Raw genomic sequence first — 14,824 nt, 5'->3', positions numbered from 1 at the left:
AGACATCGCGCTGCCTACTCCACCAACCTCAACACCCCATCGCAATACACCACCTCACGCCCCAACCACCCCACATCCACCTGAGGCAATACCGCCGAAGGTTTGCGCAATTCACGCAGCAACGTCGAGCCGTGGGACAAGCGTCCGCCCATGCGCGCGATCACGGCACGGGAGCTTTGATAGTGGGCGTGGCGGCCAGGGTCGAGGGTGTCTTCCAGCAGGATGTCCTCACCCAAAATGCCTTGGGCCTGACCCGGGTAGATCAAGAACCCACTCGCCTGCTCGGTGCCTTCACGCCCGTCCTGCCAGAAGCTGCCGTCGCGGCTGCGGATGTCCGGGTGCGGCGCGAACCAATGCGCCCGGTCCACCGCCGGCATGGCGTGATGCAAGCGAAAGAAAATCCGCATCAGGTTGTCGCGATACCATTCGCGCACCTGCAAGTAGTAACCGCGCAAGCCTGGCAGACCGGTCGAATGGGCCAGGCGAATCGTCAGGGGCCATTGTGGGAAGGTCTGCAACGGCAGTTCGGTCGGTGCCGGGCGTGGCGTCGCTGGATCGGTTTCCCAGGGCAGCCGATGCGGACTGTGTTCAAGATTGTCGTAGGCGGTCGGTGGCCGGCCCAGCCAGTCGCCGCCACTGCTGGCCAGGGCACTGGCGATGCACAGGTTGCCTTGCACCACGAACACGTAGAAACGGGTAAACCAGTCGGCCAGTTGCTGGCCGTCTGCGCCTTGTCCGGTCAGTTCCTGCAGCTCTCGGTCAAAACGTCGCAAGCCGTTTTCCAGCGTCAGCAAATGCCCGCGGGCAACGCGTTGCATGCGCAGGAACAACGGCAGCGAACGCAGCAGGCGCAGCGGCCGCCAAGGCAGGTGCGGAGTCGCGCCGCCGACCTCGCCGGCGTAGCTGCTGGCGCTGATGCCCCAGTCGGCCAGCCTGGCGAGAAACAAATCATTGTTGATATACGAAGCGCCGCCAAACACCGCCGTGAAAGGCTCGTTGTCTTGCAGCACCCGCGAGTCCCAACGCGCCATGATCGCCGGAATGCTCGCCGCCGCGCGGCGCTGGGCGTACTCCACCAACACGCTGGGTTGCGGCGGCAGGATCTCGGCGATGTTGGCGGCGGTCAGGTGGCGGCGCCAGCCATAGTCGCTGATCGGTCGGTACTGCAACAGCCAGAGTTGCGTGCCGTCCCAGGCCCATTCAACATCGCCGGGTACGTAGTGGAAGACCCGCAGCACGCCTTGGAGAAAACGCCACAGCAGGTCTGCAGTCAGGCCATGGGCGGGCTTGAAGGTGTCGCTGTTCCACGACGCGCCGAGGCGGGAAATGATCGCGCGCTCGGGGCTCACCTTGCCATCGGCCAACGATTCCAGATGCCCTTCGACCCATTCCAATTCAACGGACAGGTGACGCACGAAGGCGATCCCGGACAGCCGTGGCGTGATGAAGCGCTGCACCACCACTTCCTCGACACCTGCCGCACTCAACTCGGCAATGCGCGCCGGCACGTTGTGCGTCGGCTCGCGCAGGAACGTGGTGCTCAAGCCGGCATTGGCCGCATCGGCCTGATCCTCCCCGTAACTGGAGGAACGCACTGCCCAGAGAGCGTCCGGCTGGCTCTCCAGAAAGTTTGGCAAACGCGGATCATCACAATCGTTGAGCGACAGCGCCGCAGGCACCGGCTGCCCAGCCAACGCCGCCAGACGCAAGCGGCCGCCTTTGGTATGCGCGACGAAACCACGTTCGCCGGATTCCAGCCACGCCGCGAATTCAGCGGGTGAATCGATCCACGGGTAATGCCCCCAGCCGGGTTTCAGGCTGATGGTCAGATCGGCACGGGCGAGAATGGCCGACCAGGCCGCCGCCTGCGCGACGCCCAGCACCTTGTCCTGATCGCCCCACACCAGTTCGACCGGGTCGGTTATCCACTCCAGCAATGGCAAGGCGGTGTCGGCACGCACCAAGTCCCAGTGCGGCACAAAGGCGCGGCAGCGAGCATAGCCGGCGCCCATGCGCTGGTACTGCGCGGGCGTCCAGGACTGGCTGGAAAATTTGCGGGCAAACAGCGTCGGTTTGTTCGCCAGCAGCCAGTGAATGGTCTTGCGAATCGACAGCGGCGACATCAACGCCGGCAGCCGTCGCTGCCACAAAAACGCACCCACCGGCGCCAACAACACACTGCGACAAAAATGCCCCGGCTGACGTTGCAAGGCGTGCAGCACCAGCAAGGCGTTGACCCCGACCGCCATGATCGCGCTGCCCTTGTCCGTTGCCGCCAGCAACGCCTGGGCGTAGGCCGCCAAGTCTTCGCAGGGAGCCTGAGGGTTGTTGCCGAAGCCGGGCAGTTCCAGCGGCACCACGTCATGGTGTTGAAAGTGCGGCAACGCATCGTCCCACCAATCGGCAGCGCTTCCGTTGCCAGCCAGCAGGTACATCCGGGGCTTGCTCATGGGCGCTCCTCAGGCCAGGTCGCGCAGGGCAGCGTCAAGCGTCGGGTAACGGAACGTATAGCCCGCCTCGACGAGACGACTTGGCAGCACACGTTGGCCGTCGAAAAACAACTGAGCCATTTCGCCTGCCAAAGCACGCACCGGCGCGGCGGGAATGTGGAACCACACCGGGCGCTTGAGCACCTTGCCGACGCTTTCGGCGAACAGCGCCTGACTGACCGTTTCTGGCGCCACCAGGTTGTAGGTGCCGCTCAGGCTTTCGTCATCGAAGGCCCGGGCGATCACTTGGATCACGTCGTCGCGATGCACCCAACTCATGATTTGCCGACCATCACCCATCCGCCCGCCAAACCCCAGGCGAAATGGAATCAGCAACGGCAACAACGCACCGCCCGGACCAAACACCACGCCCAGGCGCATCACCACCTGCCGCACACCCAATTCGGTGGCGGGCCGGGCTGAGGCTTCCCAACGCACACAGAGTTCAGCCATGAAGCCATCGCCCTGGGTGGCGCTTTCATCGAGACTTTCACTGGCGTCACGCACGCCATAAAAACCGACGGCCGACGCCTGTATCCACAACGCCGGTTTGTGCCGGGCGTTTTTCAACCAGGTCATCAAGGCTTCGGTGGTATTGACCCGGCTGGCGATGAGTTGCGCCTGGCGCGCGGGGCTCCAGCGCGGCCCGGCCACCGGTGCGCCTGCCAGGTTGATCACCACATCGAAGGTTTCGTCATGACCCAGCTTGCCCAGGGAGCGCAGGCAACGGGCGCGGCCATCAAACAGATAGGCCGCTTTCAATGGATCGCGAGCCAGCACGCTGACTGTGTGCCCGGCGTCGAGCAATTGATTGACCAGCGTCTCGCCGATAAACCCGGTGCCACCCGTGACCAGCACGCGCTTGTAGGCGCCACCGGCAAACGGGTTGGCGGGTTTGCCCGCGCGCTGCATGCGCAAGGCCGCCAAGCCGTCGCGAATCCCCGAGGCCGTGACCCCGATGGCGAACAAGGTCAGCAGCCAACCGCGCCAGCCCAGGTCGATCGCGCTCAGGCCGGTGGGCAAACTCGCCCACTGCGCCAGTTGCACGCCGTACAGCGCGAAGAAGGCCCCGCCGTTGACCGCCAGCACCGTGTGCATGATGCGCTCGATGGCGGGCAGCTTGCGGCTACGGTCCTCGACCACGAAATCCCAGAGCGTCAGGCCGATCTCCAGTGCGAACAGCAACGCAATGACGATCGCCCAAGTCCCCTCGAAGGCCAAGTGCGCCATGCCCAGGAACAGGATCCCGTAGAAGCACGAGCGCAGGGCGTGGATGGAGAGCTCCAGCCGGGCACTGTGGCGATAGGGCAAGGCGACGGTGAGTTCGTGGTGATACAGGGTATCCAGCGCACCGAGGATCGCTTGGGCAATCAGCAGGGTGATGGCCCAGTCCAGCAGTGAAAAGTCAGGCATGGTTTGAATCACTCGACGCGTAGTCAGTCAGGGAGGTGCGGCGGTCGTGGCGATAGAGCCAGAACAGCGGCGGCAATAAAACGAGCAGAGCCAGGCTGTCGAACCATAGGTGAGACCAGACCCGTGCCTGGGCGGAAATCAGCATGTCCTGGGGCGCCCAGAGCAGGATGCCGGCGATCAGCCAGCCCCACGGCATGGCGCTCTTCAGGCGATTGCCGATATGGACGAGGGCGAGCATGTACAGCCCATAGCTCTGCAATGTGGCGCCGAACAAGGCCAGCCACCAGACTTGTTGCGCGCGGGCCGTGACGGGCACCGAGCCGGCGCCCCAGAAAGCCTGTTCGATAGTCTGCAGATAACCGTCGAGCAAGCCCGAATGACCGGCCCAGGTCAGCGTGACGCCGGCGAGCAGGTGCATCAGGGCCGCCGCGTACAACCAAACGACCAGGGCTTTGCGAAGGGGACTGTGAGGGGGTGGCATTCCATGTCCTGAAGGCTTGCTTGAGGGCGGCCAGTCTAAAGGAAATGGAGAGGGCTTTACTTGGCTAATTGTGGCGTGGGGATTTAGCGAAATGTCACACCGCCCTCTGGACCGTAGGAGCTGTGTAGGAGCTGTCGAGTGCAACGAGGCTGCGATCTTTCCCTAGACACTTGAGTCCCAAGATCGCAGCCTCGTTGCACTCGTCAGTTCCTACAGGGTGCAGCCCAGCGGAGCGGTGTGCAGCTTGCATACAGCAAGGTCCTAGGAGATTTCCTTCAAGTTGCGGCGATGTTGGTGAACTTGTCCGACTCGGGGCTCACCGCTAGTCTGGGTTTGTCACTGAAAAAACGGTGACACGGACGTGCAAGTCCGGGTAAAAGAACGCCAAATAATGCCACCAGCCATTCAATGAGCATTCGTGCCCGTGTTTTATGGCGGCTGTGTGTGGGGAGACCTTCGGGTCTGCCGAGGTTTTTTTGGTGGTTCCTACTCGGTCTTGCACACCCTCACATAGCTGCCACCCTTATATCGCGTGCAAGCGAGCTAGGGCGGCTCTGATTGAATAGGAAGCCAAAACATGTTCAAGGTAACTCCGAATCCGCCAGGAAGCCCTGGCAACTCCGACAAGTCCTCAAAAACCAAAAAACTCGACGAAGCCGCCGAGCGCGTCCTCGACTACTACCTCAATCCCAAACCCACCGATGAAGCCTCGGGCAAAACCCAAACCGCCCAACTCTTCATGGTCGCCCCTGATATCGACACCGAAATCCTGTTGGCCAATGCCTCCGAAGATCTGCTGTCCATCAGCGCCATCGCCGCCGACCTGGCTGATGATGTCGACGGTTCGCGCCGCAGCGTCATCCTGGCGATCAGCCGGATGGCTGATGGGGTGCATTTGTTGGTGGAAAGGGCGATGGATCGGCTTGAGGTTCAAGCGGCGGGCTGACAGGCCTGTGGTGAGCTGAAGATTGCCATCGCGAGCAAGCTCGCTCCCACATGGGTTTTGTGTCGAACCCAATATCGAGACACAACACCACCCCACTGTGGGAGCGAGCTTGCTCGCGATGGCGTCAGCCCAGACAACCCATAACCCGTGGCGAGGGAGCTTGCTCCCGCTGGCCTGCGAAGCAGGCCCCCAGCATTCCTTCAGGCAACCCGCATGGCCCGGTTTGCGACTGCTGCGCAGCCGAGCGGGAGCAAGCTCCCTCGCCACAAAGGTGTACTACCGAATCACCGCTGCATCCCCCAGCGCTTCACCGTCACCCGCTCCAGACTGTCGAACACCAGATTCTCCACCAGCAACCCGATCAGAATCACCACCGCCAACCCGGCAAAGACCTTGTCGGTGTACAGCTCGTTGCGGTTCTGGAAGATGTACCAACCCAGGCCTCCTTTGCCGCTGGTGGCGCCGAACACCAGTTCGGCGGCGATCAGGGTACGCCAGGCGAAGGCCCAGCCGATCTTCAGCCCGGCGAGGATCGACGGCAGCGCCGCCGGAATCAGGATGAACAGCACAAAACGCAGGCCCTTGAGCCCGTAGTTGCGCCCGGCCATGCGCAGCGTTTCCGACACACCGAGAAACCCCGAATACATGTTCAACGCCAGTGCCCACAGCACCGAATGCACCAGCACGAAAATCAGGCTGTTCTGCCCCAGGCCAAACCACAAGAGGGCCAGCGGCAACAGGGCGATGGCCGGCAATGGATTGAACATCGACGTCAGGGTGCTGAGCAAGTCGCGACCGAACTGGGTCGACACGGCCAGCGTGGTCAAGCCAAACGCCAGGACGATCCCCAGCAGATAGCCCTTGAGCAGCACCACCAGGGAAATCCACACCTTGCTCAGCAGCTCGCCGCTGAGCAAACCGTCGTACAACGCGCTGGCGGTCTGCAAGAAGCTCGGCAGCAGCAGGTCGTTATTCTGGTATCGGGCCACGCCCTCCCACACCAGCGCCAGCAGCAACAGGATCAGGCTTTTGCGCAACCAACCCTGTTGCCAGAGGCGCTGGCCCAAGGGCAACTCGCGCTCCAGTGGCACGTGGGTCAGGGGTTGCAGATCGACTTCGTACTCTTCGCGCGCAGGCGATAACTGGCTCATGGAACGCTCCCCTTAATACGCGATGCGGATGTCGGTGAAATCCAGCTCACGCTCGATTTCCGGCGACTGGCTTTCATCGAACAGCAACCGATGAATCCGCCGCGCCGTGTGCTGGAACCCCACGCCGCCGAGGCTGTGCAGATCGTATTGATGGCTGTGGATTTCCGCCCGTACCCTTCCTGGGTGCGGTGACAGCAGCAGGATGCGATTGCCCACCACCAACGCTTCTTCGATGGAGTGAGTGACGAAAAGCAGGGTGAAACGCACCTCTTCCCAAAGCAGCAGCAACTCTTCCTGCATCTTGCGTCGGGTCAGGGCATCGAGGGCGGCGAAGGGCTCGTCCATCAGCAGGATTTTCGGTTGCATCGCCAGCGCTCGGGCAATCGCGACGCGGGCCTTCATCCCACCGGACAAGGTGTGTGGGTAGGCATCGGCAAACGCCGCCAGGCCGACTTTGTCGAGATAGTGCAGTGCCCGCTCCTCGGCCTCGCGACGCTTAAGCGTGCCGGATGCCAGCAACGCGAACATCACGTTCTGCTTCACGGTTTTCCAGGGCGGCAGTTGATCGAACTCCTGGAACACCACGATCCGATCCGGTCCCGGCGCGCTGACAGTCTGGCCTTGCAAACGAATCTCGCCTTCGCACGGCGTGATGAAGCCGCCAATGGCCTTGAGCAAAGTGGACTTGCCGCAGCCCGATGGGCCGAGCAGTACGAAACGGTCCGCCGGATCGACTTCGAAACTCACTTGGTGAGTGGCCCGCACCACCCGCTGCGGGGTGCGGTATTCAAGGCTGACATTATCCACGGACAACAACGCGGTGCCGGTGGAAGTGGGGTTGCTGGCCGCGTGGCCTTGCAAAAGCGCGTTCATGACAATCAGCTCCCCTGCAGCGGTTTGGCGTCCTGGAAGAAATAATCTTCCCACGACGCCGGTTTGTTCTTGATCGCGCCGACGCGGTAGAGGAACTCGGCCAGCGGGTAGGTATTTTTCGGGCTGACGGTAAATTCGATCTGCGGGTTGTCGATGATCTTCAGCAACGTCGCCCGGTCGATCTTGGCCTTGGTTACCCGCAGGTAAGTGTCCGCCGCCGCGCCTTTGTCCTTCTGAGCGAATTCGGCCGCTTCGGTCAGCGCCTCGACGAATGCCTTGTAGGTTTTCGGGTTTTCATCGCGGAATTTCTCGGTGGCGAACAGCACCGTGGGCGAATTCGGCCCGAGCACGTCATAGGAGTTGAGCACCACGTGGACGTTGGGGTTTTGCAGGGCCTGATCCTGGAACGGCGGGTTGGAAAAGTGCCCGGTCAACTCGGTGCCGCCGGCAATCAACGCCGCCGTGGCGTCCGGATGCGGAACCGCCAGGGTGTACTTGTCGAGGCGATTGAAGTCCTTGTCGCCCCACTGTTTCGCGGCGGCGTATTGCAGCAAACGCGACTGCACCGAAACGCCCACCGCCGGCACCGCGATGCGGTCCTGCTCGGTGAAGTCGGCGATGGTCTTGACGTTCGGGTTGTTGCTCAACAGGTAATAAGGGAAGTTGCCCAGGGAGGCCACGGCCTTGACGTTCTGTTTGCCGCGGGTGCGGTCCCAGACCGTCAGCAACGGCCCGACGCCGGCCCCGGCAATATCGATAGAGCCCGACAGCAACGCATCGTTGACCGCCGCGCCGCCCGACAATTGGGTCCAGTCGACCTTTATCTCGATGCCCTCCTGTTTGCCGTATTTTTCGATCAATTGTTGATCGCGGACCACGTTCAGCAACAGGTAAACGATGCCGAACTGCTCGGCGATACGAATCTCGCCCTCGGCGTGGGCGCTGGCCGGCGCGACCAGGCTGCCGGCCAGCAAGCTGAACCCCAGGCCGATGGCGGCCAGCGGTGCAAAAGCAATGCGTTTGGACATGGAGATTCTCCGGGCTCTTTGCGCGAGGCGCAGCCGATCAGAAAGGGGCGTCGCCCTGGATGGTGGTGCGATACAGCTTGCGGCGCAGATGACTCGGGCAACCGGCGGCCAAGTGGATCAGCGAGCGGTTGTCCCAGAACACCAGGTCATGGGGCTGCCATTGATGGCGATAGATGTTCTGCGGCAGCACGCTGTGGGCATACAGTTCGGCCAGCAGCGCTGCGCTTTCGTCCTCCGGCAGACCGACGATGCGGGTGGTGAACCCCTCGCTGACGAACAACGCCTTGCGCCCGGTTTCCGGGTGGGTGCGTACGATCGGATGCACCACTTCGGCGACCTGGGCCAGTTGCTCCGGCGTGAGCGTCGGGCGCCAGTTGCCTTCGAATTTGGTTTCGCTGTAGCGCGCCGTGTAGGAGTGCGCCGCCGAACGGCCTTCCACGGCTTTACGCAGCGCTTCGGGCAGAGCGTCCCAGGCTTTGTGCATGTCGGCGAACAGCGTGTCGCCGCCTTCGCTCGGCAGTTCCTGGGCGTGGAGCATCGAGCCGAGGCTGGGCAGTTCTTTATAGGAGAGGTCCGAATGCCAGAACTTGCCAGCATCGCCGAGACCGACGGATTGGCCGTTTTCGATGATGTTGGAGACGATGAGGATTTCCGGATGTCCGGCCAACAGGAACTGCTTGAGCACATGGATCTGCAGCACGCCAAAACGGCGGCTGAAGGCGATCTGTTGTTCCGGGGTGATGCGTTGGTCGCGGAACACCACGACGTGATAGTCCAGGTGTGCGCGGTGGATGCGGGCGAAATCCTGGTCGTTGACCGGTCGGGACAGGTCCAGCCCGACGATTTCGGCGCCTACGGCATCGCGCAACGGACGGATTTCGAACGACTGCGGGGCAATGTTCGCGATAGGTGAATCTGGAGAATAAGAGACGGCTGACATACATCACTCCCACGCACAGCGCGCTTGAACAGGCGCGCAATCGATCAAAACTCACGGCGTTACCGTGTTGGTTTGTGTCGTGCGGCGCGCCGATTGGTCGGCAGGTACGCAGGGGGATGACTTTAAAGGCATAAGAACAGTAATTTAAATACCGTTAACGAATAACGATATGACCTGGAGTTTTGCACCGCACCGCTGTGGGAGCAAGGCTTGCCCGCGATGAAGACAACGCGATCCGAGGCGCCTGTTTAGCGAGCAAGCTTTGCCCCCACACATGGGAATGTAGCCAAGGATGCTCTGCGCTCCGAAAAGCGTGACGCGGAGCGTCACAGGAGGCATTCCCACGCGGAGCGTGGGAACGATCAACCAACGATCAACCAGGGCGCTACCGCTCGTGCAACGCCTCGGACCGGGCCTTGATGATGGGCTTGAGCAGGTAGCTGAGCACGGTTTTCTTGCCGGTGATGATGTCCACCGACGCCACCATGCCCGGAATGATCAGCAGCGGTTTTTCATCGGTGCCCAGGTGGCTGCGTTCGGTGCGCAGCTTGATGACGTAGTAGGTGGTTTTCTTGTCTTCATCGGTGATGGTGTCGGCGCCGATCTGTTCCAGCTTGGCTTTCATCCCGCCGTAGATGGTGTAGTCGTACGCGGTGAATTTCACCGTGGCGTCCTGGCCGGGGTGCAGGAAGGCGATGTCCTGAGGACGGATTTTCGCTTCCACCAGGATGGTGTCGTCCAGCGGCACGATTTCCACTAGGTCGCTGCCGGGCTGGATCACGCCGCCGATGGTGTTCACCAGCAACTTGTTGACGATGCCGCGCACGGGCGACGTCACCAGGGTCCGGCTCACCCGATCTTCCAGGGCTTTGCCAGTGGCCTGGGCCTTGTTCAGGTCGGTGCGAGCTTCGTTGAGCTGCGTCAAGGCTTCGCTGCGGAACTTGCCACGGGTCTCGTCGATCTTGCGCTGTACTTCCTTGATCGCCGATTCGGCACGCGGGATCGCCAACGTCGTGGCGTCCAGTTGCCCACGGGTCTCGACCTCGGCGCGCTTGAGCCGCAGCACTTCCACTGGCGACACCGCGCCCTGTGCCACCAGCGGCTCGGACATGTTGATTTCCTGGCGTTGCAGCGCCAGGCCGGAGCGGTACTGCGCCTGCTTGGACACGAATTCGCGCAGTTCCTGCTGGCGCTGGATCAACTGCTCCTGCAAGCCGCCGATTTCATCGTGCAACTGCTGGCGGCGGCTGAGGTACAGCGACTCCTCGCTGGCGGCCTGGCCCGGCACCGCCTTGAGCACATCGGCCGGGAAGTTGAGCGGCCGGTCGTCGACCTCGGCACTCAGGCGCTCGACCCGCAACAGCATGGACAGGCGATCGGCCTCGGTTTCGCCGACGTTGGAGACAAACCGGGTGTCGTCCAGGCGAATCAACGACGCGCCGGCATCGACGATCTGCCCTTCCTTTACGAACAGCTCGGCGACGATGCCGCCTTCCAGGTTCTGGATCTTCTGGATCTTGGACGATGGGATCGCCTTGCCGTCGCCCTTGGTCACTTCGTCGATCTCGGCGAAGTTGGCCCACAGCATCAGGAACACAAAGAAGCCGATGATGCCCCAGATCGTCAAACGCACCACCCGCGGAGCGTCCTCGATCAGGGCTTTGTTGACCTCGGGCAGCGGTTGGCCGTGCAGCGAGTCGGAACCTTTGAAATAACGGCCCACCGCGCCCTTGAAACCGGATTTAAGCAACACTGATCTGCCCCTTCTTCAACGCTTCCATGACAGCGGCTTTCGGGCCGTCGGCGAGGATCTGTCCACGGTCGATCACCAACAGGCGGTCCACCAGCGACAGCAAGGATGCACGGTGCGTCACCAGCAACACGGTCTTGTTTTCCACCACGGCAGCCAAGCGCTGTTTCAAGCGTTCTTCACCGGTGTTGTCCATGGCGCTGGTGGGTTCATCCAGCAACAGGATCGGCGGGTTGAGCAGCAGCGCGCGGGCCAGGGCGACGTTCTGGCGCTGACCACCGGACAGGTTCTGTCCGCGCTCACCGACTTGCAGTTCATAGCCTTGCGGATGCAGGCGGGCAAATTCATGCACGCCCGCCAGTTCAGCGGCCTGGAGCACCAGTTCATCTTCGACGTAACGGGCGCCGGAGGTCAGGTTGTCCCGCAGGGTACCGGCCAGCAGCTGGATGTCCTGGGGCACGTAGCCAATGTTGTAGCGCAGCTCGCTGACGTCGATCTGGCGGATGTCCACGCCGTCCACCAGCAAGGCGCCGTCGTCGGGTTGGTAAAGCCCCACCAGCAACTTGGCCAGGGAACTCTTGCCCGAGCCGCTGCGGCCGATGATGCCGATTTTCTCGCCCGGCTTGATCACCAGGTTGATGTTCTTCAGCGCGGGGTTCTGCTGGTTCGGATAAGTGAAATTCAACTGACGGCATTCGACGGCACCCTGCAGGACCTTGCGGCTCAGGGGGCGCTCGTCGAAATTGCGCTCTTGGGGCAGCTCCATCATCTGGTCGACGGACGTCATGGTCACCCGCGCCTGTTGGTAGCGGGTCAGCAGGCCCGACAGCGAAGCCAACGGGCTGAGGGCGCGACCGCTGAGCATGTAGCAGGCAACCAGCCCACCCATGCTCAGGCTACCGGCGATGATCAGGTAAACGCCGAAGACGATCATGACCACCCCGGCCAGTTGCTGGATCAGCAAGGTGATGTTCATTGCCAGGCCGGACAGCATCTTCACCCGCAGTTCGAGGCGGCTGAGGGTGCCGATGGTCTGTTCCCACTGGTATTGGCGTTCGCTCTCGGCGTTGTTGACCTTCACCGCGTCCAGGCCGGCCAGGGTTTCGATCAGGCTGGATTGGCGCTCGGCGCCCAAGGCCATGGTTCGCTCCATGGTCGCCACCAAAGGCTTCTGCAGCGCATAGCCGATCAGCAGGGCAATCGGGAACGCCAGCACCGGAATCCACACCAGGTGCCCGCCGATAATCGCGATGACCATGAAGATCAGCAGGGTGAACGGCAGGTCGATCAGGCTGGTGAGGGTCAGCGAAGCAAGGAAGTCCCGCAGGCTCTGGAACTCATGGATGTTCTGGGCAAAGCTGCCGACCCGCGCCGGGCGGTATTTCATGGACATGCCGACGATGCGCTCGAACAGCGTCGCCGAGATGATCAGGTCGGTTTTCTTGCCCGCCAGGTCCAGGCACAGGCTGCGCAGCATCTTGAGGATCAGGTCGAAGACATAGGCGCCGGTGATACCAACGGCCAATACCCACAGAGTCGATTCGGCCTGGTTCGGCACCACGCGGTCGTAGACGTTCATCACGAACAGCGGCGCGGCCATGGCGATGATGTTGATCAGCAGGCTCGCCGCGATGGCATCGGCGTACAGCCAGCGGGACCGTTTGAGGGTGTCGCGAAACCACGAACGCGCCCGAGGGATCAGCGTGCCGTGGTTAACGTCAAATTTATGCTGCGGCTGGGCGAAGAACACCTTGCCGCTGTAGTCATCGGCCAGCAGTTCACGGCTGATGGTCACCTCACCGCCGTCGCTTTCGCTGAGCAGCAACCGCGCCTGGTCGTCGCCAACCCAGCCCAGCAGCACGGCACTGCGGCCGTCCTTGAGCAACAACAGCGCTGGCATGGCGATGGTCGGGATCTGCTCAAGCTTGCGTTGCAGCACCCGACCTTGCAGACCGGCACGGGCCGCCGCGCGCGACAATAATTCGACGCTCAGCCGCTGCTTGGGCAGCGGCAGGCCGGTGGTGAGCATCGCCGCGCTGGCCGGCTTCTGATGCAGCATGCAGAGCGCCAGCAAGCCGTCCAGCAGCGGGTCGTCGTGCAGCGTGCGCGGGTCATGAACTAGTTCGACTGGACTGACTTCTGATTCCACGCTCGGCACTCTGACTGATTAAAACGGGTGGTAGGACTCAATTCATCCCAGGCAACTGGACCTTGGGCTTCATGTCGTTCTGCACAACCGATGCCAACGGCGCGACCACACCCTGGCTTTTCAACAGCTGGCCCATGGTTGCCTTGATCCGGTACTGGGTGAACAGCTGCACATTCTTGATTTCCGCCAGGCGACGGGAAGCGCTGAACAGCTCGTTTTCGCTGTCGAGCAAGTCGAGCAGGGTCCGCTCGCCGAGGCTGAACTGCTTCTGGTAGGCGGTGCGCACGTTAGCGCTGCGATCCACGTATTGCTGGGCGACCGGCACCTGGGCATTGGCGTTGTTCAAGGCGTTCCAGGCCAGGCCCAGCTCTTCGTTCAACTGGCGCAGCGCGTTGTTGCGAATGTCCAGGGCCTGGTTGGACAGGTACGACTTGGATTCCAGGTCCGCCTTGTTGCTGCCGCCGGCATACAGGTTGAAACGCATGCGCAGCATGGCTTGCCATTCATTGTTGTGACCGTTCTGGCCGTCCAGGTCGTTGTCGGCAGTGCGGCCCAGCTCGGCGTCGAAGCGTGGGTAGAAGCTCGACTTGGCTGCTTCGTACTGCTGCTCGGCAGCGGCGATGTCGGCTTCGGCCGAACGCAGCACCGGGCTGTTTTCCAGCATCTGGGCACGGGCTTCGGTCAGGTTGGCCGGCAGCAACGCCAGAAAATCAGCAGGACGTTCCAGTTGATCGGGCAGTTGTCCAACGGCGCTGAGGTAGTTGGTCTCGGCATCGGCCAGGTTGGTTTGTTCGGTGATCAGGTTGTTGCGGGCCTGAGCCATGCGCGCTTCGGCCTGGTCCAGGTCGGCGCCGCTGCCCACGCCGCGGGAAGTACGCAGCTTGATCTGGTCGAAGATGCGCTCGTGGCTCTTGAGGTTTTCCTCGGCCAGGCGCACGAACTCGCGACGGGTCAGCACGTCCAGGTAGACCTGGGCCACTGTCAACCCGGTGCGCTCGGACGCGTCCAGCAACGAGTAGGCACGGGCATTGACGGTGGCTTGCTGACGCCCCACTTCGCTGGACGTCGCAAAACCGTCAAAAACCATTTGCGACAGGCGCAGGCTCGACTCGCTACGGTTCAGGGTTTCCCAATGATTGGTCCCGCCCGACCGGGTGGTGACGCTGTCGGTGCCTTCACGGCCGTATCCGGCTGCAAGGTCCACTCTAGGCAGGTAGCCGCCCTTGGCCGCCTTGAGTTGGTAATCCGCCGCGAGGCGACTGTTCACGCCAGCCTGGATTTCAGGATGGACATCCAGCGCCTGTTGCATGGCCTGCGGCAAGGTTTGTGCTTGTACGAAACTGGCGGCGAGAGCAAAGGGTAAAGCCTTGAACAGGTACAGACGCATGATGGATTTCTTCCTGAAACACTTGTCTTGGATCACAGCGAAACGTGGCGCTGCATCGGATGATGGCAACCGGAATGACCGTATGTCGGAAAGTTCAAAACAGGAGCTGGAACACGCACTGAAAGAACAGGTCGCCGCTTAAATATCAATGTGACATTACCTCGGCGATTGTTTAGGATGGCCGGCAGAAGGTCAATAGTTTGGCACAAACAAAATA

12 protein-coding genes are annotated in these 14,824 nt (G+C 62.0%); 2 read left to right on the top strand and 10 right to left on the bottom strand.

The window, feature by feature from the left end:
* Positions 1-14: 14 nt before the first annotated feature.
* The 3 genes from KI235_RS01200 to KI235_RS01190 are packed head-to-tail and all read right to left on the bottom strand — an operon-like array spanning position 15 to position 4,383.
* Positions 15-2,450, bottom strand: a complete 2,436-nt coding sequence (locus KI235_RS01200; protein ID WP_212795445.1) for an alpha/beta fold hydrolase — start codon at positions 2,448-2,450, stop codon at positions 15-17.
* Between the two features lie 9 nt (positions 2,451-2,459).
* Positions 2,460-3,902, bottom strand: coding sequence for a TIGR01777 family oxidoreductase (locus tag KI235_RS01195; protein WP_013692020.1), 1,443 nt, complete (start codon positions 3,900-3,902; stop codon positions 2,460-2,462).
* Entirely contained in the window at positions 3,895-4,383 is a 489-nt protein-coding gene (locus KI235_RS01190; protein ID WP_028237776.1) for a hypothetical protein, read from the bottom strand. Before KI235_RS01190 ends, KI235_RS01195 begins: the two co-directional genes overlap by 8 nt.
* A gap of 577 nt (positions 4,384-4,960) precedes the next feature.
* Between KI235_RS01190 and KI235_RS01185 the strand changes: the two genes are divergently transcribed.
* Positions 4,961-5,329, top strand: coding sequence for a DUF6124 family protein (locus tag KI235_RS01185; protein WP_013692018.1), 369 nt, complete (start codon positions 4,961-4,963; stop codon positions 5,327-5,329).
* A 284-nt stretch (positions 5,330-5,613) separates the two neighbouring features.
* Here KI235_RS01185 and KI235_RS01180 read toward each other — a convergent pair whose 3' ends face one another.
* The 7 genes from KI235_RS01180 to KI235_RS01150 form a co-directional block, all read right to left on the bottom strand.
* Positions 5,614-6,480 (bottom strand): ABC transporter permease, encoded by an 867-nt coding sequence (locus KI235_RS01180; protein WP_212795444.1) that lies wholly within the window; start codon positions 6,478-6,480, stop codon positions 5,614-5,616.
* Positions 6,481-6,492: 12 nt separating this feature from the next.
* Entirely contained in the window at positions 6,493-7,353 is an 861-nt protein-coding gene (locus KI235_RS01175; RefSeq protein WP_003196562.1) for an ABC transporter ATP-binding protein, read from the bottom strand.
* 5 nt (positions 7,354-7,358) lie between these two features.
* Positions 7,359-8,381 (bottom strand): ABC transporter substrate-binding protein, encoded by a 1,023-nt coding sequence (locus KI235_RS01170; RefSeq protein WP_003196560.1) that lies wholly within the window; start codon positions 8,379-8,381, stop codon positions 7,359-7,361.
* A 37-nt stretch (positions 8,382-8,418) separates the two neighbouring features.
* Positions 8,419-9,321: a TauD/TfdA family dioxygenase gene (locus KI235_RS01165; RefSeq protein ID WP_003196558.1), complete on the bottom strand. Its 903-nt coding sequence runs from the start codon at positions 9,319-9,321 to the stop codon at positions 8,419-8,421.
* Positions 9,322-9,706: 385 nt separating this feature from the next.
* The gene (locus KI235_RS01160) at positions 9,707-11,074 is read right to left on the bottom strand and encodes an HlyD family type I secretion periplasmic adaptor subunit (protein WP_003196556.1); all 1,368 of its coding nucleotides are present in this window, start codon (positions 11,072-11,074) and stop codon (positions 9,707-9,709) included.
* The gene (locus tag KI235_RS01155) at positions 11,064-13,220 is read right to left on the bottom strand and encodes a type I secretion system permease/ATPase (protein WP_003196554.1); all 2,157 of its coding nucleotides are present in this window, start codon (positions 13,218-13,220) and stop codon (positions 11,064-11,066) included. Before KI235_RS01155 ends, KI235_RS01160 begins: the two co-directional genes overlap by 11 nt.
* A 37-nt stretch (positions 13,221-13,257) precedes the next feature.
* Positions 13,258-14,607, bottom strand: a complete 1,350-nt coding sequence (locus KI235_RS01150) for a TolC family outer membrane protein (protein ID WP_003196552.1) — start codon at positions 14,605-14,607, stop codon at positions 13,258-13,260.
* On the opposite strand from KI235_RS01150, the gene KI235_RS01145 reads away from it, so the two are divergent.
* The gene (locus KI235_RS01145) at positions 14,606-14,749 is read left to right on the top strand and encodes a hypothetical protein (protein WP_155252638.1); all 144 of its coding nucleotides are present in this window, start codon (positions 14,606-14,608) and stop codon (positions 14,747-14,749) included. The two genes, KI235_RS01150 and KI235_RS01145, sit on opposite strands and share 2 nt — an antisense overlap.
* The last annotated feature ends 75 nt before the right edge of the window (positions 14,750-14,824 follow it).

Source organism: Pseudomonas sp. St386 (assembly GCF_018325865.1).
Taxonomy (GTDB): domain Bacteria; phylum Pseudomonadota; class Gammaproteobacteria; order Pseudomonadales; family Pseudomonadaceae; genus Aquipseudomonas; species Aquipseudomonas brassicacearum.
The sequence above is the reverse complement of the archived record's forward strand: the minus strand, read 5'-3'. Positions and strand labels throughout refer to the sequence as shown.

Coding starts and splice junctions, on each gene's coding strand:
- KI235_RS01180 (WP_212795444.1), bottom strand. CDS start 6,480: ATGAGCCAGTTATCGCCTGCGCGCGAAGAGTACGAAGTCGATCTGCAA.
- KI235_RS01195 (WP_013692020.1), bottom strand. CDS start 3,902: ATGCCTGACTTTTCACTGCTGGACTGGGCCATCACCCTGCTGATTGCC.
- KI235_RS01175 (WP_003196562.1), bottom strand. CDS start 7,353: ATGAACGCGCTTTTGCAAGGCCACGCGGCCAGCAACCCCACTTCCACC.
- KI235_RS01190 (WP_028237776.1), bottom strand. CDS start 4,383: ATGCCACCCCCTCACAGTCCCCTTCGCAAAGCCCTGGTCGTTTGGTTG.
- KI235_RS01200 (WP_212795445.1), bottom strand. CDS start 2,450: ATGAGCAAGCCCCGGATGTACCTGCTGGCTGGCAACGGAAGCGCTGCC.
- KI235_RS01170 (WP_003196560.1), bottom strand. CDS start 8,381: ATGTCCAAACGCATTGCTTTTGCACCGCTGGCCGCCATCGGCCTGGGG.
- KI235_RS01145 (WP_155252638.1), top strand. CDS start 14,606: ATGATGGATTTCTTCCTGAAACACTTGTCTTGGATCACAGCGAAACGT.
- KI235_RS01185 (WP_013692018.1), top strand. CDS start 4,961: ATGTTCAAGGTAACTCCGAATCCGCCAGGAAGCCCTGGCAACTCCGAC.
- KI235_RS01165 (WP_003196558.1), bottom strand. CDS start 9,321: ATGTCAGCCGTCTCTTATTCTCCAGATTCACCTATCGCGAACATTGCC.
- KI235_RS01150 (WP_003196552.1), bottom strand. CDS start 14,607: ATGCGTCTGTACCTGTTCAAGGCTTTACCCTTTGCTCTCGCCGCCAGT.